The sequence below is a fragment of the Streptomyces sp. MZ04 genome (assembly GCF_004684775.1).
Lineage (GTDB): Bacteria > Actinomycetota > Actinomycetes > Streptomycetales > Streptomycetaceae > Streptomyces.
The window spans coordinates 1-22,308 of sequence record NZ_SRIC01000126.1 but is presented as its reverse complement, the minus strand read 5'-3'; the positions used below and the strand labels follow the sequence as shown (position 1 = coordinate 22,308).

General features: G+C 68.5%; 24 protein-coding genes and 1 tRNA gene. 12 read left to right on the top strand and 13 right to left on the bottom strand.

Annotated elements, in window-relative coordinates; genetic code table 11:
- Positions 1-51 precede the first annotated feature (51 nt).
- From E2651_RS24345 to E2651_RS24335, 4 genes are all read left to right on the top strand, one after another.
- Positions 52-1,446, top strand: a complete 1,395-nt coding sequence (locus E2651_RS24345) for an FAD-dependent oxidoreductase (protein ID WP_135333339.1) — start codon at positions 52-54, stop codon at positions 1,444-1,446.
- Between the two features lie 180 nt (positions 1,447-1,626).
- Positions 1,627-1,878 (top strand): hypothetical protein, encoded by a 252-nt coding sequence (locus E2651_RS45435; protein ID WP_245239154.1) that lies wholly within the window; start codon positions 1,627-1,629, stop codon positions 1,876-1,878.
- Positions 1,879-2,085: 207 nt separating this feature from the next.
- Complete coding sequence (locus E2651_RS45430; RefSeq protein WP_245239152.1) at positions 2,086-3,015, top strand: hypothetical protein; 930 nt, start codon at positions 2,086-2,088, stop codon at positions 3,013-3,015.
- A 5-nt stretch (positions 3,016-3,020) separates the two neighbouring features.
- Entirely contained in the window at positions 3,021-3,581 is a 561-nt protein-coding gene (locus E2651_RS24335; RefSeq protein WP_135333338.1) for an NUDIX domain-containing protein, read from the top strand.
- 7 nt (positions 3,582-3,588) lie between these two features.
- On the opposite strand, the gene E2651_RS24330 is transcribed toward E2651_RS24335, so the two are convergent.
- On the bottom strand, positions 3,589-4,497 hold the full coding sequence (locus tag E2651_RS24330; protein ID WP_135333343.1) for a helix-turn-helix domain-containing protein: 909 nt from the start codon (positions 4,495-4,497) through the stop codon (positions 3,589-3,591).
- Positions 4,498-4,624: 127 nt separating this feature from the next.
- Between E2651_RS24330 and E2651_RS24325 the strand changes: the two genes are divergently transcribed.
- Positions 4,625-5,074 (top strand): MBL fold metallo-hydrolase, encoded by a 450-nt coding sequence (locus E2651_RS24325; RefSeq protein WP_135333337.1) that lies wholly within the window; start codon positions 4,625-4,627, stop codon positions 5,072-5,074.
- Between the two features lie 407 nt (positions 5,075-5,481).
- A complete protein-coding gene (locus E2651_RS24320; protein ID WP_135333336.1) occupies positions 5,482-5,859 on the top strand; it encodes a hypothetical protein in 378 nt (125 codons plus the stop codon).
- Positions 5,860-5,940: 81 nt separating this feature from the next.
- Here the strand turns inward: E2651_RS24320 and E2651_RS24315 are convergent, their stop codons facing one another.
- The 4 genes from E2651_RS24315 to E2651_RS24300 are packed head-to-tail and all read right to left on the bottom strand — an operon-like array spanning position 5,941 to position 8,619.
- Positions 5,941-7,026 (bottom strand): methyltransferase domain-containing protein, encoded by a 1,086-nt coding sequence (locus E2651_RS24315; RefSeq protein WP_135333335.1) that lies wholly within the window; start codon positions 7,024-7,026, stop codon positions 5,941-5,943.
- Positions 7,023-8,000: an ATP-grasp ribosomal peptide maturase gene (tgmB, locus tag E2651_RS24310; protein WP_245239151.1), complete on the bottom strand. Its 978-nt coding sequence runs from the start codon at positions 7,998-8,000 to the stop codon at positions 7,023-7,025. The genes E2651_RS24315 and tgmB overlap by 4 nt, the downstream gene beginning before the upstream one ends.
- Entirely contained in the window at positions 7,997-8,221 is a 225-nt protein-coding gene (locus E2651_RS24305; RefSeq protein ID WP_135333334.1) for a hypothetical protein, read from the bottom strand. The genes tgmB and E2651_RS24305 overlap by 4 nt, the downstream gene beginning before the upstream one ends.
- A gap of 32 nt (positions 8,222-8,253) precedes the next feature.
- Positions 8,254-8,619: a hypothetical protein gene (locus tag E2651_RS24300; RefSeq protein WP_135333333.1), complete on the bottom strand. Its 366-nt coding sequence runs from the start codon at positions 8,617-8,619 to the stop codon at positions 8,254-8,256.
- A 119-nt stretch (positions 8,620-8,738) separates the two neighbouring features.
- Here E2651_RS24300 and E2651_RS24295 point away from each other — a divergent pair, with 119 nt between their 5' ends.
- Positions 8,739-10,079 (top strand): hypothetical protein, encoded by a 1,341-nt coding sequence (locus E2651_RS24295; protein ID WP_135333332.1) that lies wholly within the window; start codon positions 8,739-8,741, stop codon positions 10,077-10,079.
- 795 nt (positions 10,080-10,874) lie between these two features.
- Here E2651_RS24295 and E2651_RS24290 read toward each other — a convergent pair.
- From E2651_RS24290 to E2651_RS24265, 6 genes are all read right to left on the bottom strand, one after another.
- On the bottom strand, positions 10,875-11,183 hold the full coding sequence (locus E2651_RS24290) for a hypothetical protein (RefSeq protein ID WP_135333331.1): 309 nt from the start codon (positions 11,181-11,183) through the stop codon (positions 10,875-10,877).
- Positions 11,184-11,627, bottom strand: a complete 444-nt coding sequence (locus E2651_RS24285) for a hypothetical protein (RefSeq protein WP_135333330.1) — start codon at positions 11,625-11,627, stop codon at positions 11,184-11,186.
- A gap of 212 nt (positions 11,628-11,839) precedes the next feature.
- Positions 11,840-12,742 (bottom strand): ParB N-terminal domain-containing protein, encoded by a 903-nt coding sequence (locus tag E2651_RS24280; RefSeq protein WP_135333329.1) that lies wholly within the window; start codon positions 12,740-12,742, stop codon positions 11,840-11,842.
- A 91-nt stretch (positions 12,743-12,833) separates the two neighbouring features.
- On the bottom strand, positions 12,834-14,600 hold the full coding sequence (locus E2651_RS24275) for a relaxase/mobilization nuclease domain-containing protein (protein ID WP_135333328.1): 1,767 nt from the start codon (positions 14,598-14,600) through the stop codon (positions 12,834-12,836).
- Between the two features lie 11 nt (positions 14,601-14,611).
- Positions 14,612-15,163 (bottom strand): MobC family plasmid mobilization relaxosome protein, encoded by a 552-nt coding sequence (locus E2651_RS24270; protein ID WP_135333341.1) that lies wholly within the window; start codon positions 15,161-15,163, stop codon positions 14,612-14,614.
- A gap of 344 nt (positions 15,164-15,507) precedes the next feature.
- Positions 15,508-16,257: a DUF2637 domain-containing protein gene (locus E2651_RS24265; RefSeq protein WP_135333340.1), complete on the bottom strand. Its 750-nt coding sequence runs from the start codon at positions 16,255-16,257 to the stop codon at positions 15,508-15,510.
- 14 nt (positions 16,258-16,271) lie between these two features.
- Here E2651_RS24265 and E2651_RS24260 point away from each other — a divergent pair, with 14 nt between their 5' ends.
- Complete coding sequence (locus tag E2651_RS24260; protein WP_209446226.1) at positions 16,272-16,496, top strand: hypothetical protein; 225 nt, start codon at positions 16,272-16,274, stop codon at positions 16,494-16,496.
- The gene (locus E2651_RS24255; protein WP_135333327.1) at positions 16,493-18,079 is read left to right on the top strand and encodes a site-specific integrase; all 1,587 of its coding nucleotides are present in this window, start codon (positions 16,493-16,495) and stop codon (positions 18,077-18,079) included. Before E2651_RS24260 ends, E2651_RS24255 begins: the two co-directional genes overlap by 4 nt.
- A 129-nt stretch (positions 18,080-18,208) precedes the next feature.
- Here E2651_RS24255 and E2651_RS24250 read toward each other — a convergent pair.
- Positions 18,209-18,282: transfer RNA gene (locus E2651_RS24250), tRNA-Thr, on the bottom strand.
- 235 nt (positions 18,283-18,517) lie between these two features.
- Between E2651_RS24250 and ugpC the strand changes: the two genes are divergently transcribed.
- The 3 genes from ugpC (at position 18,518) to E2651_RS24235 (ending at position 21,080) form a co-directional block, all read left to right on the top strand.
- Positions 18,518-19,654, top strand: a complete 1,137-nt coding sequence (gene ugpC / locus E2651_RS24245; protein WP_135333326.1) for a sn-glycerol-3-phosphate ABC transporter ATP-binding protein UgpC — start codon at positions 18,518-18,520, stop codon at positions 19,652-19,654.
- A gap of 209 nt (positions 19,655-19,863) precedes the next feature.
- On the top strand, positions 19,864-20,322 hold the full coding sequence (locus E2651_RS24240; RefSeq protein ID WP_135333325.1) for a hypothetical protein: 459 nt from the start codon (positions 19,864-19,866) through the stop codon (positions 20,320-20,322).
- Positions 20,323-20,348: 26 nt separating this feature from the next.
- Positions 20,349-21,080 carry a nucleotidyltransferase family protein gene (locus tag E2651_RS24235; protein ID WP_135333324.1) on the top strand — a complete coding sequence of 244 codons (732 nt, stop codon included), beginning with the start codon at positions 20,349-20,351 and terminating at the stop codon, positions 21,078-21,080.
- Between the two features lie 86 nt (positions 21,081-21,166).
- On the opposite strand, the gene E2651_RS24230 is transcribed toward E2651_RS24235, so the two are convergent.
- On the bottom strand, positions 21,167-22,308 hold a 1,142-nt coding region (locus E2651_RS24230), incomplete at its 5' end, for a DoxX family protein (protein ID WP_135333323.1).

The window sequence follows — 22,308 nt, the reverse complement described above, 5'->3', positions numbered from 1 at the left end:
GTGTATAAGAGACAGCCCCAAAACCCCCACCAGCGCAGTAACGTCCGGCACATGAGCAGCACGATCAATGGCGGCATCTCCTTCTGGTACGCGGACCACGGCACCCCGGCCCCGCGTGAACCCCTGCCGGGCGACGAGAGTGCCGACGTCTGCATAGTCGGCGGCGGCTACACGGGCCTGTGGACGGCGTACTACCTGAAGAAGGCGGCCCCCTTCCTCCGCATCACCGTCCTGGAGCAGAAGTTCTGCGGCTACGGCGCCTCGGGCCGCAACGGCGGCTGGCTCTACAACGGGATCGCGGGCCGCGACCGCTACTCCCGGCTGCACGGCAAGGAGGCGGCGGTCCGCCTCCAGGAGGCGATGAACGAGACGGTCGACGAGGTGATCCGCGCCGCGTCCGACGAGCAGATCGATGCGGACATCCACCACGGCGGCGTACTCGAAGTGGCGTACACCCCGGCTCAGTTGGCACGCCTGAAGGCCTTCCACGAGACGGAGATCGCGTACGGCGAGAAGGACCGCACGCTGCACGGCGCACGCGAGACGGCCGACCGGATCCGCGTCGCGGGCGCCGTCGGCTCGACCTGGACCCCGCACGGCGCACGCCTGCACCCGGTGAAGCTGGTGAAGGGCCTGGCGGCGGCGGTGGAAGCACTGGGCGTGACGATCCACGAATCAACCCCCGTCACAGAGATCAAGCCGAAGCACGCGATCACTCCGTACGGCACGGTCCGCGCCCCCTACATCCTGCGCTGCACGGAGGGCTTCACGGCATCCTTGAAGGGCCAGCGCCGCACCTGGCTCCCGATGAACTCCTCGATGATCGCGACGGAACCCCTCACCGACGACCAGTGGGAGTCCATCGGCTGGCAGGGCCGCGAGACGCTCGGCGACATGGCGCACGCGTACATGTACGCCCAGCGCACCGCCGACGGCCGCATCGCGCTCGGAGGCCGCGGCGTCCCGTACCGCTACGGCTCGAAGACGGACAACGACGGCCGCACGCAACCCGCGACGATCGAGGCCCTCCACGAAATCCTGACCCGCTTCTTCCCTCAACTGGCCGGAGTCGAGGTGGCCCACGCCTGGTCCGGCGTGCTCGGCGTCCCCCGCGACTGGTGCGCCACGGTCACCCTGGACCGCGCGACGGGCCTGGGCTGGGCGGGCGGCTACGTCGGCTCGGGCGTCGCCACCGCCAACCTGGCGGCCCGCACCCTGCGCGACCTGGTCCAGCAGGACTCGGGCCAGGCGGGCGCCACCGACCTGACGACACTGCCCTGGGTCAACCACAAGGTCCGCAAGTGGGAGCCGGAGCCCTTCCGCTGGATCGGCGTCCAGGGCATGTACGCGACGTACCGCAACGCCGACCGCCACGAACTGACGACACCGACCACACAGGCACCGCGCCTGGCCCGCATCGCGGACAGACTGTCGGGGCGGCACTAGGGACATCGAATCGGCATCTCGGGAGAGACCATGGCTTTATCAGGCGGTCAAGATCTCCGTCTCCAGTACCTGGAGTCACTCGACTCCGTACGGATGCCCTGGCCGGGCCCGACCGGCATATCGGAGTCCGAGCGGCAACGACGGGACGACCACGAGCTCCAGGTCTTCGTCGAAGTACTCATGACGCTCGCACTCGGACGCAATGTCGTCGTCCCTCAGTCCTACGCGTTCGATTCCACGGGCTTTCTCAATGTCGCACGCACGGTACTCCAGGTCCGCAACAGCTCGGCCACCAATGAACACCCTTTCCGGATTCACCTGTTCGGGGTGGATTCCTTCGAAGGCGCCATATCAAGCATGCTCAGCCGCGCCTTCGACAAGAATCGCCCATTTGTCAGTTCTCTACTACCAGAACTCCACAATCCGGAATAATTCGACCTCGATCCCAGTGACGTCCGCCGGCAGTCCGAGAGCGTCGATCTCCTCCTCAACAGCGACTGGATAGGCGTCGACCGGGCACAGGCGCTGAACGACATCCGTGCGGAATTCCGAGCCCTGCCTCGCGTCAGGGCGAAGCCCCCGGCGACACCCCTGGGACTGGGAGATCTACTCGCTTCCTCCATCGAGGAGACATCCCCGATGGGCCGGGCGGCACAATCCCTCCCCGAACCTTTCCGCGAGGTCCACGCGGAGCTCGTGAACGCGATTCGCCGCCTTGGCCCGGCCCGTTCACAGCCGTTCAACGAACGCAGTCGACTCCGCCTACGAGACCCGTGGCCCAACGATCCGGACCGTCGGACACCAGAGGAAATCGTCGGAAACAAGGAAACTCTCGACCTGGTCATCGAGTTCGTCGACACCTTGTACAACGCGATCGTGGCCGATTCCATCGGGATCGCGCCCGCGACCTTCAGTACGGACGTGGCCGCCGGGGACCGGGTCCTCATCTCACGCGCGATCGCGCAAGAGCTCGCGATCGCGCAGTACCGTTCCGGAGCGCGCCAAGCGGCCTGGCTGCCACGCCAGGACGCGTCGACCGGTGAATTGACAGGCGAATCGACAGAACATCCACTGTTCGAAGTGCGGCTCGATTCGCAGGCCGCCGCCACGGAGAAACAGGCCCGTGGCCAGTTGTCGAATCTGCGGGACAGCGCGGTGGACGCCATCGCCGCTCTCCTTGACGCCCGTGCACAGCGGGGAGGTTCGGGCCGGGCCCGGTCGCCCTTCTGGAAGGGCCTTGACAAGTTGGCCGCGGCAGCGGACTCCGCGGCCGCCCAAAAGGCACTCGACGCCCATCTCACCTGCGTCGCCTCCATTCTCGGCGGTCAGGGCGATGCGGGCCTGGTAGGAAAATTCGGAGTGCAGGTTTCCCTTACGGGTGGCGGTGCCGCAGGACCCGCGATCGCGGCCGCGCTCTGGGAATTTCCCGGTATCCTCGAATTCCCCGCAATAGCCATCGGGGCAGTCGCACCTGCCGTCGCCCAAAAGGGAGTTGAATCCTTCCGCCGCCGGCAAGGCACACGGCGCAGGGCCCACGCACTCGGAAGAGTCGTCAACGTAAGGGGCTGACAACTTTGAGCAACCCGGGGCACGAGCCCATCCGCCGGAGGCGCGAGGTCCTCGCCTACGCGAATCGCTTCGCCGAGGTCTTCGACGACGAGGTGGAGTTCCCGGACGGCACCCCTGGCCGGTACCTGAGAATCGCGCACCGGGGCGAAGGTCCGGGCGTCGTGATCCTGCCCGTCCACGGCATGACCGTCGGGCTCGTCCAGACATACCGCTACCCGGTGGGGTCATGGCAGTGGGGCCTGCCCCGCGGTTTCTCCCACGGTCGCGATCCCCTCGTCACGGCCCGGACGGAACTCCACGAAGAACTCGGCGTGCAGGACGCCGACTTCGAACTCCTGGGCGCCATGACACCGGATTCGGGAATGCTGGCGACCCGGGTCGCCATCGTCCTCGCACGGGTCGACGACCCCACGGGGGAAGTGGTCGACGTACGAGAAGTCGCCGCCGTGCGCTGGCTCCCCATCCGGGAGCTGTGGCAGTGGGTGGCCGAGGGCCGCATCGAGGACGGAATGTCCCTGGCGGCGCTGACGCTGGCCCACGCGGGCGGTCACCTGCCCGGCCCTTAGGGGTTCGTTACGGCGTGTTCGTGAAGGAGCGGCGGTAGGAGCGGGGCGGCACTCCCCGGCGGCGCACGAACTGTTCGCGCAGGACGGCCGCGCTTCCGTATCCGACGCGGTGGGCGATCTCCTCGACCGGCAGGTCGGTGGTCTCCAGGAGCTCTTCGGCGCTGCTCAGACGCAGGCTCCGCAGCCAGGCGTGGGGGGTGGTGCCGGTCGCGGCGGTGAAGCGGCGGGCGAAGGAGCGTTTGCTCATCACGGCACGCCGGGCCAGTTCCGCGACAGGGAGCGGCTCATGGAGGTTCTCGCGGGCCCACGCGAGTACCTCGGCGAGACGCTCGTCGCGGCAGTCTTCGGGGACGGGGGCGGCCAGGTACTGGGCCTGCCCGCCGTCGCGGTGGGAGGGCAGCACCACGTCCCGGGCAACAGCGTTGGCCATCGCGGCTCCGTGCTCCCGCCTCAGCAGGTGCAGGCAGAGATCGAAGCCCGCGGCGGCTCCCGCGCCCGTGATGATGCGTCCTTCGTCGATGTAGAGGGCGTCGGGTTCGACGGTGACGTCGGCGTGGCGGCGGGCGAGCAGTTCGGCGAACCGCCAGTGGGTGGTGGCCCGCCGACCGTCGAGCAGTCCGGCGGCGGCGAGCGCGAAAGCGCCGACGCAGTGGGCCGCGACCAGTGAGCCGCGCTCGTGTGCGGCCGGCAGCGCGTCGAGCACGGCGGGAGCGAGTGGTGTGCGGAAGCTGGCCCATGGCAGGGCGATCACCAGATCGGCGGAGGCGAGCCGGTCCAGGCCGTGCGTGATGGTGAGCGGCACGCCGAGGTCAGTGGGGACCGGTCCGGGCCGGTCGGTGCACAGGGCGAAGTCGAAGCCGGGCAGTGCCGCGCCGTGCGGGCCGAAGACCTCGGTGACGATGCCGACGGCGAGCATGCCGACTCCGGGCGGGGTGTACGCGGCGACGGTCACGAAGGGAGGCACGCGCGGTGTGCACTAATCCTGCGATCAGCGGCAGCTGTGCCACTCGTGAACGATCGGCCTGCCCGGAAGGATGGCGGCCATGACAGACGCACCGCTCGGCCGCAGCGCCGTGTACACGATCCTGACCACCGGATATGTCGGCTCCACCGGCCCCGGAGTCGCCGCCACCGTCTCCTACATATCCGACGCCGGCCGGCATGTGATCTTCGACCCGGGCATGGTGGCGAGTCACGACGACATCCTCGCCCCGCTGGCCGAGTTGGGGCTCGGCCCCGACGACATCACCGACGTGGTGCTCAGCCACCACCACCCGGACAACACCATGAACGTGGGCCTGTTCGGACGGGCCCGGGTGCACGACCACAAGGTGGAGTACCTCGGGAATCAGTGGAGGAACCGGGATGCGGAAGGGGTAGCCCCCGACCGCGAGGTGCTGCGCGCCTCCCGGCTCCGCGTGCTGACCGCCGCAGACCTGATCGTGCCCGGCCACGGCGGCCCGTTCAAGGCCGACGACACCACACCCCGCTAGCAAAAAACCCCAGCTCAGACGTCGTCTGAACTGGGGCTTCGACAGAGCCCCCTGTCGGATTCGAACCGACGACCTACGCATTACAAGGGCCTGCAAGATCGTGACGGACTCTGATCCGTGATCACGCTCGATCCGGTTTCACCAGGTCAGAGAGTTATCAGCCTCGGTCGGCATGACGGCCGGTCCGGCGGGTGCTGACACGTCCGCTCACGCATCGCTCACGCAGTCCGCCCTCATGGAGACAGCTCACCGAGCACTGGCCCCGCCGTCACCCTGGGCGTCCTTGTGGAGCAGGCGTAGCGTAACGGGCCGTATCGATCGTGGACTTGGGGGTACTTGTGGCTCGGTTGGTCCAGGGGCAAGACGTCCGGCCTCGCGTGTACTACCGCACCATCCAGGTCGGCCCCATGACTTTCAGCGAAGCACCCGCCGAGGACGAGGTCATCCAGGTCCCAGGAGACGGGCTCGCTCTCACCTCAAGCGACAACGACTTCTACCCCCTCGTCCGCATCGAGGCATGGGATGGTGAGCCACCACTCCCGGCTGAGGCTTGGGACCATCAGCGCGAGTTCCACGCGACACTGACCGATGAGCTCGGCGTGCTCGACCTCAACGGCGTGACATACGGGCGGGCCCCGGTCACACCCGGTCCGGCCCACGTTCGCCTCCTGTGCCGAGGCCGGGAGCACACGCCGGCCCTGGAGTCCCTCGACGAGTTCCCTCCAGTGAGTCCGCACGAGGACCCACTGGAGATATGGCTCATCCAGGTCTGGCCTGATCGATGATGACCAACCGAGTCCAAGGGCATGCGGCCACCATCGATTGCCAACGATTGCCGTCAGCCTGCCGTGCCCTGCTCATCTCCCCTACCGGCTGGGCAGATCCCAGGTCGGACCATCCTGTTCGCCGTACCAGACCCGCTGGTTGGTGGGCGTGATGGTGATGCCGAAATCCTCCCGTGCTGGGATGCCGACCGGGAAGAGGCGAGCGATGTCTTCCACGGTGTCCCAGAGCGCGCGGGGCCCGTCCTGCCTTACAGCGCCACTGATGTGAGCGGTGGCGACCGAGCCGTCGTCGGTCCACAGGCCGACGGCCGAGAGCGCGCCGCCTTCGTCGCGCCAGGAGCACGAGTGGTAGTCGGGCAGCGCGAGGGAAAGGGGAAAGCGCAGCCGGTCCACCGCATCCCCCGGCGGGGTGTCGGACTGTCTCGCCCTCTGCCCGTCCAGGCGTGCGAAGTCGGGCCCTGCCTGTGTGGTGCGGCGGGGCATGAAGTAGGCCGGGCGTGGGAGGAATCGGCCGTCGCCGTAGCCGGGTTGGGGACTGTGCAGGTGCGCGACGCCGTAGCCGATGGGGAGCACTAACGCCGCGTCTGGCGCGCTCTGGCCCAGCAACGCACGCGGCACGTTGTGCAGGCCGAAGGTGGCGATGGTCTTGGTGTACGGGCCGCGCCGGGCGAGCCCGTACGTCGCGTCACCGGCATGGAGATGCGGCTGGTAGCCGGCCTGTCGGCACCGCTGCTGTGCCTCATGCACGAGGACGGGATCCACGTCCATGCTCGTCACGTGGGCGTCGCCGACGCGGTGTGCGAGCAGGCAGGCGTTGTAGCCGGTGCCCGTGCCCAGCTCGAAGACGTTGTCTCCGGCGTCCGCGTCGAGCGCTTCGAGCATCGTGAGCATGAGGGACGGTTCGCTCGATGACGACGTGGGGATGCCGCGCTCGTCGAGCTGTGTCGTCAGGGCCTGGTCGGAGTACACGCCTTCGAGGTAGGCGGGATCATCCCAACTGATGTGCCGCCACTGCCCGTCCGGGCCTTGCAGATGGTAGGCGGGTACGAACACATGCCGGGGAACCTCCGCGAACGCCGCGCTCCACTTGCTCGACTCCTCGGGGTCGAGGCACTCGACGAACCTCCGCCGGACCGCCTTTGTACTCGTGACATCCGTGTGAGTCATTCGTTCGCTCCCTGGAGGTAGTCGGCGTGGGCGGCGGCAATCGGCAGACCGGAGTGGTTCTCCACCCATGCCCAGGTGCCGGCGGGGTTGTTCTCGAAGAACACCCAGTCGTCGTCGGGGGTGACGGCGAAGTCCATGCTGCCGAAGACGATGCCGTAGGACGCCATGAAGCGGCGTACCGCGGTGGCGACGTGGTCGGGCACGGTGGTGGTGTCGTAGTCGATGTGCTCGTAGTCCGTGCGCCAGTCGGTGCGGGCCTTGTCGGATGTGCCGGTGAGCTTGGCGGCGAACAGGTTCCCGTCCACGACGACGAGCCGGACTTCGTACGCCTTCGGAATGTCCTCCTGGAAGTAGTGGGCGGTGAGGCCGATCGTGTCGTCGAAGTCGGCCGCGTCCACCTTGTGGGTGGCGACCATGAGGCTTCGGCCTTCGCGGGTCGGCAGCCGTCCGCCGAGTACGGGCTTGGAGATCATCGGCCCGTCGAGCCGCTTCGCGAACTCCCGCGCTGCCTCCGGGTCGTTGGTGATGAGACTGCGGGGCACGCGCAGTCCGGCCCGGGTGGCGGCGACGAGCTGCTGCGGCTTGTGCGCGGCGATCCGGTCGAGGTGCGGGTTGTTGATCCAACGCACCGGCAACGCAGCAAGCACGTTGAGCAGGGCGCAGTCGGCCTGGTTCTGTGCCCAGGTCCTGAACGGTTCCGGGACGGTGTCGACGATCTGAGGGCGTCCGGGCCGTCGGTAGTAGACGGCCCGGATGTCCTCGAGCCTCGCCGTCCGGAACTCGTCCTCGATCACGCCGCCCCACCCCGGCCCCGTGTGCCCGTGCTCGGCGCTCAAAGTGACGTGTTGCGGGAATGAGGCGGCGTCGAAGCGCATGACGGGCACGTCGCGCTGGTTGAGCTGATCGACGACCATGTCTGCGGCGGCGTCGAGCTTCTCTGCGACGACGAGCACGGGGCGGGCGGCGCTGCTCATGAGGCGGGAGCGAAGTACGGGTCGTCGACGTCGTCGCCCTGGCCGTCGAGGTTGGTGTCCGTGGTCGAGGCGGCCAGGGACGAGGTGTGCCAACGGGAGCCGTCGGCATGGACGTTCAGTTGCAGATGCTCGTCCCATGCGACGCCCTCGGTCGAGGTGAGGGCCAGGCATGGCGGTGCCGCTGCTCGGGCGGCAAAGGGAATGACCGGTGCTGTGGACATGCTGCTCTCCTTCGTTGCGGGTGAGGGGTGGGTCAGTGGTGGCGGCGCGTGCGGCTGTAGACGAGGCAGAACGTGCGGGCGATGCGGGCCAGTGCCCGGCAGTGGTCGTACGCCTGCGTATCCGTCAGTGCACTGGTGTCGATCTTCAGGAGACCGTCTGCCTCCCTGTGCAGAGCCCGGAAGTCCGGGTTCTCCTCGCCGAGGCCCTCACGTACGAGCAGGTTCAGGGCGCCCGCGATACGCAGCGTGCGCACGTCGATGGTGGGCCGGTCGGGCACGTCGAAGCGGATCTCCAGGGCCCACGCCGTATCGGCGTCGACCTGCGCCACATCGATCGGCCGCGCATCCTGCTCGTCGGGTACTGCCGCTCTGGGCTCGTCCTGCTCCACCGTCGTCACCGCTGGTCCCCTCGGTTGGCTGGATCGCGTACGAAGAGCTAACTCCCGGGGCACGCAAGGCGGGTAGCTTGGAAGAGAGGCCGGGGCATTAATGCCATTAACACTGGCGGGAGTTGGTAATGGCGGACCGTGATCGCACCCCCAACACAGGACTCAGGAGCCTGCTCGACCAGGCGAATTGGTCGGAGCGCCAACTCGCCCAGCAGGTGAACCGGATCGGCACCGAGTCCGGACTGAAGCTCACCTATCAACAGCCAGCGGTGGCGCACTGGTTGAACGGCGCGCAGCCGAGAGAGCAGGTCAGGCCGCTGATTCTGGCCGCGTTCGAGCGGAGGCTCCGTCGCCCCGTCACCCACGCCGAAGCCGGGCTCACGCCACCTGCCTCCGCAGAATCAGACGACACTGTCGAGGAACTGATCGACCTCACAAGGGCGGACATGGACCCAACCCGTCGCAAAGTGGTGGCTGCCGGCATCTTCAGCGCGGCCCTGGTGGTGCCCCTCTTCGAGAGCCTGACCGCACACGCCACCGAACCAGTCGCACCGGGCAAGAAGACCGTACGCATCGGCGAGGCCCAGGTCCGTGCCGTACGCACGATGACCGACCGGATCGCCGACATCCTCGACGAACTCGGCGCCGGCCACGCACGCCCCATGGCGGCCGCGTTCCTCACCAACACCGTCGGCCCGTGGCTCAAGGCCGAAGCCTCCCAACAAGTCCGCAGGGACATGCTCGCCGCCGCGTCCGACCTCGTGTACCTCACCGGCTGGATGGCCATGTACGAGCGGGCCCACGGCCTCGGCCAGACCTACTACGTCAAGGCCCTGCGCCTGGCCTCCGACGCGGAAGACCACGTCACGTACTGCCGCACTCTGCGCGGCATGAGCCTGCAGGCATCCAACCTCCGGCACGGCCAACTGGCGCTGAATCTAGCTGACTCCGCCGCAGAGGCCGCACCCTCGGCCGGCCCGCGCCTGGTGGCGTTCCTGCGCGGCCAGCAGGCCCACGCCGAGGCGATGACGGGCAACAAGGCCGCCGCGTTCTCCCGGCTCCGGGAGACCGAAGCGGCCCTGGCGAGGGCGGACAACCGGCGCGACGCGATCGGCGGATACGACAAGACCGCCTACCTGTTCCACGTCTCGCACGTCCTCAACGAGACCGGGGACCTGCCCGGCTCGATCAAGGCCCTGCAGAACTCGCTACGCGTTCAAGCACCCAACGAGCGTCAAGGCCGCGTCCACTCCTATGCCGTCCTTGCCCAACGGCAGTACGAGTACGGGCATTTGGACGCAGCCTGCGCCTCGTGGGGCTGCTTCCTCGACGAGTACGAGCACGTCTCATCGGCGCGCGGGGACGAACACTTCGACACCATGCGCAAGAGGCTGCGCACACACTCCACGGTGCGCTCAGTACGAGAGCTGGCGGGCCGGACGCGCGAAGTCGCCGCTCTCAAGAGTTGAGCGGAGTACGCGCCCCAGGTGCCACCAGGTCGAATGCCGCAGCTTGGGCGTCGTGGTACAGCAGGCTATGCCTCTGCGGCCTTCGTATGAGTTCGGTTCTGTGGGGAACGCATGCTCATGCGAGGTCGCAGCTTGTACGACGCAACGTTCGAGGCAAGAGATTGGCCGACGAGCTCAGCTGGCAGTTGTGGTCACATCCACTGCCGCTCGCTCTCGTGCCCCGATTCCTCTTTCGTTCATCGCGCGAACCAGTCGGTTCCGTGTCGCCGCCTCAGACGCGGAAATGAGCATTTCCGTCACCTTGGCCCCCGTGTCGTCTCGGGCTGATAGGAGGACCCGGGTTTCACGACTCTCTTTACTCACGGTCTTCACCGAATACACGAGCTTCGTGGAGTCGTAGGACATGGTCATGCGTGGACATGCACGCGCCGCCTCAGCCAGCGTGCGCGGAAGGTTTCCATCCTTTTGAGCGGGCCAGTCTCGGGTCAGGAGATATGAACCACGCTTCTTGTGTTGGAACCCGGAAACGGTGTCACCATCAGCCTGACGATCCAGAATTCGAAACAAGTCCCTGCAAGCTACCGGTGACACCTCGCCGGCAACTGATTCAGCTCCCGATAGAATCGGTTGCTTTTCCCAGCCAGCCGATTCGAGCTCTTGCACCTCTTGAGGCACTACATGCCTCGGTCTTTTCTGATCAACCTTTTCCGCACCGCATGCCCCGAGTCCGAAAGCAGCAGTGACACCAATAGCTGCGGTGACGGCACGGCCGACCCTGGAACGCCTCGTCACTTGTCACCCAAGATAGTCGGAGAGGTCAGGGTTCTCGGAAGCCGCTAGACCAAGAAGCTCGGAAATATGAAGCGTCCCCGAGTTCTCGCTTGCCATACATCGGTGCAGGGATACGCCCATGACAAGCATTCCAGGCGAGGTGGTCTCCTGGGGGCCATCTTCATAGTCCGGATCCCTATCCGCCACCATGTGGCGGTAGACCACCGCGGCGATGGCGAGATCCCTGGTGGAGCACTCTTGCGCACCGCGGCCGCGCGCGACCTCCTGGGCGATGCCCAGGAGGTCGCGCGCGCCGTCAGACATCTCCCGCATTCAGCCCTTCCTCCACAACATACGGGAAGGGGAGTAGAAGGTGGGGAGCGTCCAGATGTTGCCGTGCTGGCCGAAGTGAGTTCCCTTTGTGCGGTAGCGCCAATTGCCGATGCGCTTCGCAGACTTGTCGTTCACGTGAATCACCTTGGACGTCTTGTGACTGGTGACTCCGTTACCTTGGTTCTTCCACTTCCCACCTCGGAAGATCTGAACCTGCGCCCTGGTGTTGGCGTTATCCAAGGAGTCCGAGCAATGAACCTGGACAAACCCCGTCACGACCTTGGCCGAAGGCGAGTAGGGCGTCCCTGCGCGCTTGTTCCACTTGCAAGTGATGTGGTGCTTCGGGTCAACGTCATTGGCTGCAGCGCCACTCGGCGCCGCTCCGGCAATGGTCAGTAGACCGGAGGCGACGGTCAAAGCGGCAGCCCTCTTGAGCGTGATCACTAAGTTTCCCCCTTTGATGATCAGCCACCGTGACAGTATCACCGCCCTAATCCTCTTCACAGGGAATTTTGCAATGCGTTCCGGCCAACCATGGCTCAGCGGAATCCGCCATGCTTCCAGCCCCAGCGTGGACGCGGGCAGTGCCTCCGGGCTTCACCGCCCTTACCCCTGGGGCCGGAGCCAGGAAGGCCGGCCCCAGGGGGATGGCCATGTCAGACCAGGGTGGTCAGGTTCTTGATGAGGGAGCGGGCTTCGGGTGTGAGGCCGTCGAGGATGTCCCGCGTGTAGGGGGTGTTGGGGCGGGCGGCGAGGTCTTGGATGACGGCCCAGGTATTGGTGAGCGTCTGGAGCTCGTCCTGGGCTTGGCGGATGGCGTCTTGCCGTTGGGCGAGGAATTGCTCGGCGCGCTGGTGGGCCTGGTCCCAGGTGATGTCTCCCTGTTCGGCGAGCTGGGCCAGGGGCGGGGTGGGGTCGCCGTCGGCGAGGCGGACAGCGTCGCTGTCCTGCACGGACTGCCTCAGTTGTTGTTCGTGCTGGCGCTGGTCGAGTGCCGCGGTGGCGTCGTCCAGGGTGATGAGCTCCTCGGTGACCTGTTCGGCGAGGTCGGGAGCATGCTCGCGCAGGCGGTCATGCTGGGCCCGGAGCGCGGCGGAGCGGGCCTTGTATTCGCGGACGGTGGCATAGGCGGCGTCGAGGCGGACTGCACCGATGCGGACCTGTTCGGCGAGGTGGGGGCTGTGCTTGAGGACCGTGGCCGCGTTCGAGATGCGGGTCAGGCTGATGCTGTGGAGCTTGGCGTGGTGGCGCAGGGAGTGTTCCGAGAATGAACGGGCCATCGCGATGATCATGGCTTGCTGGCCTTTGCTGAGGTTCCGGCGGCACAGGTTGTAGGAGAAGATCACCCCCTTCGGGTCGTTGCCGGTGTAAGTGGTGAAGCGGGGCTCGATGCCGGCGAGCTTGCAGGCCGCGAGGCGGTTGCGGCCGTCCCGGAGGACGCCGTTGGCGTCGAGGACGATGTCCTTGTGCTGGCCTTGGGCCTTGATGGATTCGGCCAGGTCGTGCAGCTCGTCCTCGCTGAGCATCGGGAACATGTCGGCGGCGGGATGGGTCTGCAAGTGGGGCTCCTTGTCGGATGGGGTGCCGGTGGCACCCACAGGTGTTGGGTGGTGTGGCGGACCGGGGCAGGCTGCGGTGGTCTGGCAGCTGTCACCGGGTGGGTGAGTGGCGGTCAGCACCGGGAGTGAGGCCGCCAGGACTCGCGGCGGGGGCTGTGTGTACCGATGTGGGTTGCGGAACTCCGGCCTGGAGTGCGGACGTCTGGGTGGAGCGTCGGCGGGCGGCTTCGGCGCGCGGGTTGGGTACGGGGTTGCGGCTGGTGTGCTGGATGCGGGTGATCAGGACGCGGGCGGGCTGGCGGGCAGTGGTGAGTTCGCGCTGTGCGGCGGCCTGTTTGAGGAGCTGGTGGGGCTTGTGGCCGCCGGCCTCGGCGTCGGCGAGGACCGTGGCGAGGGCGGGCCAGCTCGGGTCGGTGAGGATCCGCTGAGCGTGCTCGGGGACGGCGGCACGGACGTCGGTGGCCAGGGTGCGGCGGGCCTCCTCCTTCGGGCGGCGGTGCTCCAGTTCAGCGAGTGAGGGTGCGAGCGCTCGATGGGCGGCGTCCTGGAGGTGGTGGAGGGTCTGTCGAGCGGCGTCGGCTTGGTGGGCATGGTCGTGCGCTTCGTGCCAGCGCCCGGCGAGGATCGTTGCCCAGACCATGGCGGCGAGCAGGGCCGCGAGCGCGCTGCCGTCCGGGCCGGTGGCGGTGTGGACGATGTCGCGGGCGGCGATGCGTACGGTGTCGGCGGCCCGGTCCTCGGCGCGGATCCGGGAGCGCTGGGCGCGGGCGAACGCCCGTGATGCGGCCTGGAGTTCGGCCCGCAGCTGGGCGGGGGCGCGCTGTGCGGTGACCTCGATGAGTTCGCCGAGGGCGGCGATGTGGGCCTGTGCCCGTGCGTCCCTGCCAGTGTCGCCGGTGTCCCCAGTGGCGTCGGTGAGTTCGGCGTAGAAGGTATCGAGGGCGTCGGTGGCCCGGTGCCAGGGGGTGATGTTCCGGGCACGGCGGGCGGTGGGGTGCTCTTCCGGCGGCGGGCTGGTCGCCAGCCGGGCCTGCAGCTTGGGCAGGCTCAGGTCGAGAGCGACCTTGCCTCCCGCGTGGTAGATCTGCTCACCGTTTTCGTTGACGTCGCCGGGGCGGCCGACGGCGTAGCCGAGGAGGTCACCGGAAGGGCCTCGCCTGGGCTTGACGGCGACGTCGTCGGCTTCGAGGTAGGCGAGCAGTTCCTCGGGGTTGGTGGCGTGCGGGATGGCGGCGCGGATGCGGTCCTCGAGCCACTGTTTGGCGGGTTGTTCCCAGCCGAGGCGTTCGGCCTTGTGCATCTCGGCCTGGGTCGGGCGGCGGGTGGCGGTCTTGTCGCCCTTCTTCAACTGGCGTAGCCCGTAGTCCTTTTCGATCTCGCGGCACTCGTCGCCGACGCGGGTGCCGCTGTTGTGGAGCTTGGGGCGACGGCCGTCTTCGCGGACGGTGGTGGCGAGGATGTGGATGTGGTCGTCCGCGTGGCGTACGGCGATCCAGCGGCAGGCCAGGTCGTCGCCTTCGGGCGCGATGCCGGCCGCGTGCACGATGCGCCGGGCGATCTCGCCCCACTCCGTGTCGGAGAGGTGGCGGTCCTCGGGAGCGGCGCGGACGGGGCAGTGCCAGACGTGATCGGTGACCGGCTGTCCGAACTCGCTGTTGCGCAGCCGTACGGGCTCATCCAGGTAATGGCCGAGTTCGGTGAGGGTGGCCCTCTCGTCGCGGCCTGGGTCGGGCATGGCGAGCATCGCGAAACCGGCCACGATGTGCGGATCGAGGTGCTCGTCCTGGCGGCCTGGCCCGTAGAGGTAGGCGAGCAGTCCACGGGTGTTGGCGCCGGACGGCTTGATGGCAGCAATCATTGCGGTGGGTCTCAGACTTCCGTCGGGTCGGCGGGCTCGCGCAGGGCCTCGGCGATCAGCTCCAGCAAGTGCTGGAGTTCGTCGAGACGGCCCCGTACGTCGGGTGGGGTGAGATCGCTGTTGAGGGCGCGGGCGATCTGGTTGACGTTGACGCCGATCCGGTTGAGCTGGCGCAGGACCTGGGCGCGGAACATATGGGTGCGGCGGCGGTCCTCGGACAGCGGCAGGTTGGCGGTGAACCGGCCAGTGACAAAGGCCAGGACGACGTCAGCGGCAAAGCCTGAGTCACCCTTGTAGCCGTGCTCGGCGGCGGCCTTCTGGACATCCGCCAACTCGTCGGGGGTGAAGCGGAGAGGGCCGACGCGTTCCGCTCGCTTGTCGCCGGTGAAGCGGCGGATCGTGGGCTGTGCGCTCTTCACGGCGGGCTCGCCGGCGGCGATCTCGGCGACAGGCGCGGGGCGCAGAATCTCGCGCTGGACGGCGTGGAGTTCGTCCGGGCCGGGGCCGCCCTCGGCCCCGGCCTCCTGGTCCGGCGCCCCCTGGCGCTGGGCCATCTCCGCCACCCCCGGGGCGGAGATCCCCGAAGACCGGCCTTGAGTCGGACTCGGGGTACTACTGGCTCCGCCAGGGGCAGCCCGTCCGAAGGCGCGGCGCAAACGCCCCATCAGCGTAGGGGACTTCGTCAGCGGCAACGGCTCGTCGGGGACGTCCTCGGGGCGGTGCAGGCGGTGCAGGTCGTGCGGCATGGGTGGTGCTCCACAGAAGGGCTGGAGGGGCAAGCCGAGAGGCGGGGCCGGCGGGCTGGGCGGCACGGGCATCGCCGTGTCCACAGATGTGGATGGGCGGATCGGCGAGCGGGGTGGTGTCCGGGTGACCGGAAGGGTTCCGGTCACCCGTCAGGCGGCGGTCAGCCGCTGGCGGACACGGCGATCCCGGCGGCTTCGAGTTCCGGCCGGAGGATCTTCATCACCTTCGTCATCCGCGCGCTGCCGATCGTCAGTCCCTTGTCCTCCACCGCCGCGCGCAGCAGGTCCCGGGTGAGCTTGCCGTGCTCGTGGGCGGCGATCCGGCCAATCTCCACGAGCTCCTCGATCGTCGCCTTCGGCGGGCGGCCACCACGCGACTGCTCCTGCACGGCCTGGGCCGATGGTTCCGTCTGCAGGGCAGTTGGGATGGACCGTGGCTCGCTTCGGGCAGTGGCAGCGGCTGCGTGCTCCAGCTCCTGGCCGGGAGCGTCCCCTTTCGGAACAGCGCCCTGAGTCCGCTGGCCGGTGGGAGGTTCCGGCCGGTCCGCGGTCCGGTCGACGTACTGGTGGATCTGCCGCATCAGTACGCCGAAGGCCAGCAGCGCGGCGGTCGGCGGAACTGCGGCGACCACGTAGTCAAGGAAGGGCACAACGACGTCTTTGCCCGTGCTGCGGACGCCTGCCACGTTGAGGGCGATGGAGCCGACCGACCCGATGGCGGTCACACCGATCGCCCACCGGTCGGTGACCCGGCGCAGGCTCGCGCGGAGCATCAACAGCTCGCCCGCGACGATGAACGCGTCCAAGGTGGCCGGCCACGCCCACCGGCGGACCGGTGAGTTACCAAGGCCGTGCTGGCTGGCGATGTCGGCCAGGTGCGCGTACGAGAGCCAGAACGCTCCGGCGGTCAGGGCAACGCTGGAAGGTGAGGACCGCCTCCAACCGCGTCCAGCGGGAAGCGGCCGAGCGCGCCCTGGCCCGCTACACCGACCAGGCCACCAAGGCCAAGCGCGAGCTACGCCGCCACCGCAACGCCATCCGAAAAGGCGGAGGCACCCCACCCCACCTGCCCCACTCACTCACCGACGTCGACCCACCCGATCCCCACACCGCCACCGCCCCCGAAACCACCGAGGAGAACGATCTTTGAAGGGCTCCACCTACCGCCGCTGCTCCTGCCGCGACCCCAGGACCGGCAAGGAACTCGGCACCTCCTGCCCCAAGCGCAACAGCAGGAATCACTGCACCTACTCCATACGCCAGGAGCTGCCGCCACGCGAGGACGGCAGCCGCAGGTCCTTCGCCCGCGGCGGCTATGACAGCCGCAAGGCCGCCCAGACCGGCCTCGACCACGTCCGCGCACTCCTCGGCCTGGCCGAGGCGGACGACCCCGAGGGCACCGAACTGATCGCCGCCATGCTGACGGAAGTCAGCAGCGAGAAGACTCCCCTACCCGACGTCGAGGAGACCAGGCGGCGCCTCAACGCCGGCCAAGACCTCATCGGCAGCCTCACCGTGAGCGAATGGCTCGACCGGTGGCTGGCGGGCAAGCGCATACGCAAGTCCGGCCTGAACCGCTACGAGACCGACATCCGCATGCACCTCAAGCCGCGCATCGGCAACCGGCGCCTCGACCGGCTCCGTGTCAGTCACCTCAGTGAGATGTTCGCGGACATCCGCGACGCCAACGCGGCGGTCCTGGAGCAGAACACCCAACGGCGAGCGGCGATCGACGAGTTGGCAACCATCCCTTGGAAGGGAACGGAGAACCGCGCCCGCCGCAAGGCGATGAAGGCGGCGATCGACGAGATGCCGCCCTTCCGCCGCGTCACCGGCCCCGCCACACGTCAGCGCATCAAGGGCACACTCCGCGCGGCCCTGAACGACGCGATCGGCCAGCAGATCATCACGTTCAACCCAGCCGCCCACGTCGAGATCGACCCCGTACGCAAGCCCAAGGCGCTCGTGTGGACGGACGAGCGGGTTGCCAAGTGGGAGCAGACGGGCGAGAAGCCGTCGCCCGTCATGGTCTGGACGCCCGAACAGACTGGCGCCTTCCTCGACTTCGTCGCCGAGGACAGGCTGTACGCGATGTGGCACCTGATCGCCTTCCGCGGCCTGCGCCGCGGCGAGGCATGCGGGCAGCCCTGGTCGGAGACGAACCTCGACACCCACACCCTCACCGTCTCCTCCCAACTCGTGCAGGACGGCTGGGACGTCGAGGAATCCGACCCCAAGACCGACAGCGGCTACCGCGTGATCGCCCTCGACGACGACACCGTCGACGTCCTGAAGCGCCACCGCGAACGACAAGGAGCGGACCGCACGGAGTGGGGCTCGGCCTGGGTCGACACAGGCGTGCTGTTCACCCAGGAAGACGGCTCCTGGCTCCACCCCGGCAAGGTCACCGACCTCTTCGAGCGCCTCGTCGCCACCTCCGGCCTCCCGCCGATCCGGCTGCACGACCTGCGCCACGGCGCAGCCACCCTCATGCTCGCCGCCGATGTCGACGTAAAGATCGTCTCCGACACCCTCGGGCACAGCGACACCCGCATCACGCGGGACATCTACCAGAGCGTCCTGCCCCAGGTCGGCAAGAACGCCGCCGAGGCCACCGCCAAGCTGGTCCCCCTCCAGCGCAAGGCGGAGCAGGAGGAAGCCGCACGCAAAGCTGCCAAGGCCGCCAAGAAGAGCGGCAAGGGCAAGAACAAAGGCAAGAAGCCCAAGAAGTAGATCATCCGGGTCGCTCCGCTCACGCATCGCTCACGCATGGCACACCACGCCGCACCCGCCCACGTGACGCATCGCGCCCCGAACAGCGAAAAGGCCAGGTCAGCGGCTATCTGACCTGGCCTTTTTCAGAGCCCCCTGTCGGATTCGAACCGACGACCTACGCATTACAAGTGCGTTGCTCTGGCCATCTGAGCTAAGGAGGCATGCACTCGCGTGCCCGGGAGGCATGCGCTGACGTGCCCGAGCAGTGTAACCAACACCGCCCGCGCCCCCGTCGAAAATTTCCTCGAAGGTCACCGACGCAGGACTACCGACGCAGGACTACTGACAGAGCACCGGCCTCCGGGGTACCGTCCGAACAGTTCGCTCAGGTGGACTACACCACTCCCTCTACTCGGATCGTCCGGCACGTTCCTGCCGGTGAAGGGGGCCCTCACCATGGCCACTGTTTCGTTCGACAAGGCGACCCGCATCTACCCGGGTGGCGACAAGCCCGCCGTCGACCAGCTTGAGCTCGACGTCGCGGACGGCGAATTCCTCGTACTCGTCGGCCCGTCCGGCTGCGGAAAGTCCACCTCCCTGCGCATGCTCGCGGGCCTGGAGGACGTGAACCAGGGTGCGATCCGCATCGGTGACCGCGACGTCACGCACCTGCCTCCGAAGGACCGGGACATCGCCATGGTGTTCCAGAACTACGCGCTCTACCCGCACATGACCGTCGCCGACAACATGGGCTTCGCCCTGAAGATCGCCGGCGTGAACAAGGCCGAGATCCGCCAGAAGGTCGAGGACGCGGCGAAGATCCTGGACCTCACCGAGTACCTGGGCCGCAAGCCCAAGGCGCTCTCCGGCGGTCAGCGCCAGCGTGTGGCGATGGGCCGCGCGATCGTCCGTGAGCCGCAGGTCTTCCTCATGGACGAGCCGCTGTCGAACCTGGACGCCAAGCTCCGCGTCAGCACCCGTACGCAGATCGCGAGCCTCCAGCGCCGCCTCGGCATCACCACCGTGTACGTCACCCACGACCAGGTCGAGGCCATGACCATGGGCGACCGGGTCGCGGTCCTCAAGGACGGTCTGCTGCAGCAGGTCGACTCGCCGCGCAACATGTACGACCGCCCGGCCAACCTCTTCGTCGCCGGCTTCATCGGCTCCCCGGCCATGAACCTGGTCGAGGTCCCGATCACCGACGGCGGCGTGAAGTTCGGCAACTCGGTGGTGCCGGTGAACCGCGAGGCACTGTCCGCCGCGGCCGACAAGGGCGACCGCACCGTCACGGTCGGCGTCCGCCCGGAGCACTTCGACATCGTCGAGCAGAACGGCTCCGCCGCGAAGACGCTCAGCAAGGAGGCCGACGACGCCCCGGCGGGCCTCGCCGTCTCCGTGAACGTCGTCGAGGAGCTCGGCGCCGACGGCTACGTCTACGGCTCCGCCGAGGTCGGCGGCGAGCACAAGGACCTCGTGGTCCGGGTGAACGGCCGCCAGGTCCCGGAGAAGGGCGCGCAGTTGCACGTTGTCCCGCGTCCGGGTGAGATCCACGTGTTCTCGACGTCGACGGGCGAGCGCCTCACCGACTGACCCGTCCGACCAGGCCTTGAGGGCCCCGCACTTCGCCTGCCCGGCGGTGCGGGGCCCTCGGCTTTGGCCAGCGTTGTCGACAAATACCCCGGCAGACCGGTCATTTCGCCCACCGTCCGTCAACACCGCTCCAGAGAAACCTCAATTCGCGTCGCTCGACCGAGTGACTAAATGTCGCCAAATCATCACCGACCGCTACGCTCACTCGCGTGACGCACTCCGCCAACCACACCCAGAAGCCGCGCCGAGCCCACCGAGGCCCCGCGCGCCGCATCGGCCGCACCCTCGCCCTCGTCCTGCCCGTGATGCTGGTGCTCTCCGGCACCCTCGCGGTCACCAGCGTCAACTGGTCGGGCAACTCGTCGGACTCGATGCTCACCGCGTCCGCCGGTGACCTCTCCGTACCGGCCAAGTCCCGCGCCCCGCAGGACGTCCTGCGCGACCGGCTTCTCCTGGAGCTCCAGGAGAAGAACCCGGGCGTCGCGCTCAGCCACCTCCAGAAGGAAGTGGACCGCCACCCGTCGCTCGCCAAGCACTGCGTCTCCATCGCCCGCGCCCTCGGCCGTGCGGCCGTCCGGGCGTACGGCCCGAGTCGCGCCCAGTCGTATGCGCGCCCGGTCTGCGACACGTCCTTCGCGACGGGCGTCGCCGCCCACCAGAACGGCTGACGGGGGCGCCGCGTAGGGTTTCCGGTATGACCGGCGACCCCCACGCACACAGGCCCACGCAGGCCGTAGTCCTGGCCGGAGGCCAGGGCTCGCGCCTCCGTCCGTACACCGACGACCGGCCCAAGCCGATGGTCGAGATCCCCGGCACAGGGACCCCGATCATCGGCCATCAGCTGTCCTGGCTGGCCGCGGAGGGCGTCACGGACGCGGTCGTCTCCTGCGGCCATCTCGCCGAGGTCCTCCAGGAGTGGCTGGAGTCGGCGGACCTGCCGCTGAACGTCACCACGGTGGTCGAGAAGGAACCCCTCGGCCGCGGCGGCGGCCTCAAGTACGCCGCCCGTCATCTGCCGCACGCGGACCGCCCCTGGTACGCGACGAACGGCGACATCTGGACCCGCTTCTCGCTGCGCGACATGGCGGCCTTCCACGCCGAGCGCGACGCCACCGCGACCCTCGCCCTGGCCCGCCCCCGCATCCCGTGGGGCGCCGTCGAGACGGACGCGTTCGGCCACATCACGGACTTCATCGAGTCCCCGCCGTCCCCGTATCTGATCAACGCGGGCGTGTACGTCTTCTCCGCCTCCTTCACCGGACTGCTGCCCGACCGCGGCGACCACGAGCGCACCACCTTCCCGCGCCTGGCCCGCGAGAAGAGCCTGGCGGGCTTCCCGCTGCCGCAGGGCGCGTACTGGCGGGCGATCGACACGGCGAAGGACCTCACTGAGGCGGCCAAGGAGCTTGCTGCACAGGGTCGTTGAGGCTTTCTTCCCGCGTACGTACGTGACTGGGGCCCGCACAGCTGCTGTGCGGGCCCCAGTCACGTACGTACGCGCGGGAGGTTCGGTCACCCGCCGCCGAGCAGACCGCCGACGAGCCGGTCGTTGCCGCCGGTGCTGCCGCCCTCCGGCGCCCCGGTGCTGCCGCTGGACGTCGGGCCCGCGCTGGTGGACGACGGGGGCTGCTGGGGCGACGACTGCTGCGGCGGGGCCTGCTGGGTGCCCTGCGTCTGGGTCGGCTGCTGCCCGGAGCCGACGCTGCCGGTCTCGCGCGCCTCGCCGGGGGCGGTCGTGCCCGCGCCCTGCGTGGGGCTCGCGGAGCTGCCCTGCGTCGGCGCCTGGGAGGCCGTGGGGCTCTGCGAGTGGCGCTGGCGCTGCTGCTTCTTGCCGGGCTCCTCGGGGAGCGGTGAGCCGGGCAGCTGGTTGCGCGGCGCCTCGCCGGGTCCCGGCACGGTCACCCGGTCGGCGTCGCGCACGGCGCCGCCCAGCATGGAGCCGATCAGCAGCGTCAGGCCGACGACCAGCGCAGCGACGAGGGCGCCGCGCCGCAGCACACGCCGCCGCAGCTCCCAGATGTCGACGCGCGGCCCGAGCGTCCGCCAGGCCTCTCCGGCGAGGCGTCCGTCGATGGAGTAGACCGGGGCGCCCGCGATGATCAGCGGCGACCAGGCGGCCAGATAGATGATGTCGGGCGCGTCGTAGGCGGGGACGGTCTTCCAGCTGACGGTGACGATGAGCGCGGCGGACAGCAGCACGCCGATGCTGGCGGCGACCCGCTGCCAGAGCCCGAGCACCGTGAGCACGCCGACGATGATCTGCAGGAAGGCGATGCAGAGCCCCGCGCCCACCGGGTGCTGGAGGGCGAAGTCCCGCAGCGGCTCGGCGAGCGCCCAAGGGTGCAGCGAGTTCAGCCACTTGACCATGGAGCCGCGCTCGCCGCCGTCGAAGTAGACGGGGTCGCAGAGCTTGCCCATGCCGGCGTAGATGGAGATGAACCCGAGGAAGACGCGCAGCGGGAGCAGCACGACACCGAGGTTCATCCGCCGCCCGGGGTAATAGGCGTGCCGCACCGGATCGGCCCCGTGCCGCCGCGCCGCGGTCTCGCCTCTCCCGTCGAAATCGTCATCGTCGTACGGGAGTTGCTCCCGCTCGTCGAGATCGCTGCCCGGCATCTGCAGCTGCGGGAGCAGCCGGGTGCCGGGGTCGGGGT

Excerpts from the sequence above, each read along its gene's own strand:
- E2651_RS24320 (WP_135333336.1), top strand. The coding sequence starts at position 5,482 with ATGACTTTCAGCGAAGCACCCGCCGAGGACGAGGTCATCCAGGTCCCA.
- tgmB (WP_245239151.1), bottom strand. The coding sequence starts at position 8,000 with ATGAGCAGCGCCGCCCGCCCCGTGCTCGTCGTCGCAGAGAAGCTCGAC.
- ugpC (WP_135333326.1), top strand. The coding sequence starts at position 18,518 with ATGGCCACTGTTTCGTTCGACAAGGCGACCCGCATCTACCCGGGTGGC.
- E2651_RS24345 (WP_135333339.1), top strand. The coding sequence starts at position 52 with ATGAGCAGCACGATCAATGGCGGCATCTCCTTCTGGTACGCGGACCAC.
- E2651_RS24275 (WP_135333328.1), bottom strand. The coding sequence starts at position 14,600 with ATGATTGCTGCCATCAAGCCGTCCGGCGCCAACACCCGTGGACTGCTC.
- E2651_RS24290 (WP_135333331.1), bottom strand. The coding sequence starts at position 11,183 with ATGCGGGAGATGTCTGACGGCGCGCGCGACCTCCTGGGCATCGCCCAG.
- E2651_RS24325 (WP_135333337.1), top strand. The coding sequence starts at position 4,625 with ATGACAGACGCACCGCTCGGCCGCAGCGCCGTGTACACGATCCTGACC.
- E2651_RS24315 (WP_135333335.1), bottom strand. The coding sequence starts at position 7,026 with ATGACTCACACGGATGTCACGAGTACAAAGGCGGTCCGGCGGAGGTTC.
- E2651_RS24295 (WP_135333332.1), top strand. The coding sequence starts at position 8,739 with ATGGCGGACCGTGATCGCACCCCCAACACAGGACTCAGGAGCCTGCTC.
- E2651_RS24235 (WP_135333324.1), top strand. The coding sequence starts at position 20,349 with ATGACCGGCGACCCCCACGCACACAGGCCCACGCAGGCCGTAGTCCTG.
- E2651_RS45430 (WP_245239152.1), top strand. The coding sequence starts at position 2,086 with ATGGGCCGGGCGGCACAATCCCTCCCCGAACCTTTCCGCGAGGTCCAC.
- E2651_RS45435 (WP_245239154.1), top strand. The coding sequence starts at position 1,627 with ATGACGCTCGCACTCGGACGCAATGTCGTCGTCCCTCAGTCCTACGCG.
- E2651_RS24330 (WP_135333343.1), bottom strand. The coding sequence starts at position 4,497 with ATGCTCGCCGTCGGCATCGTCACCGAGGTCTTCGGCCCGCACGGCGCG.
- E2651_RS24305 (WP_135333334.1), bottom strand. The coding sequence starts at position 8,221 with ATGTCCACAGCACCGGTCATTCCCTTTGCCGCCCGAGCAGCGGCACCG.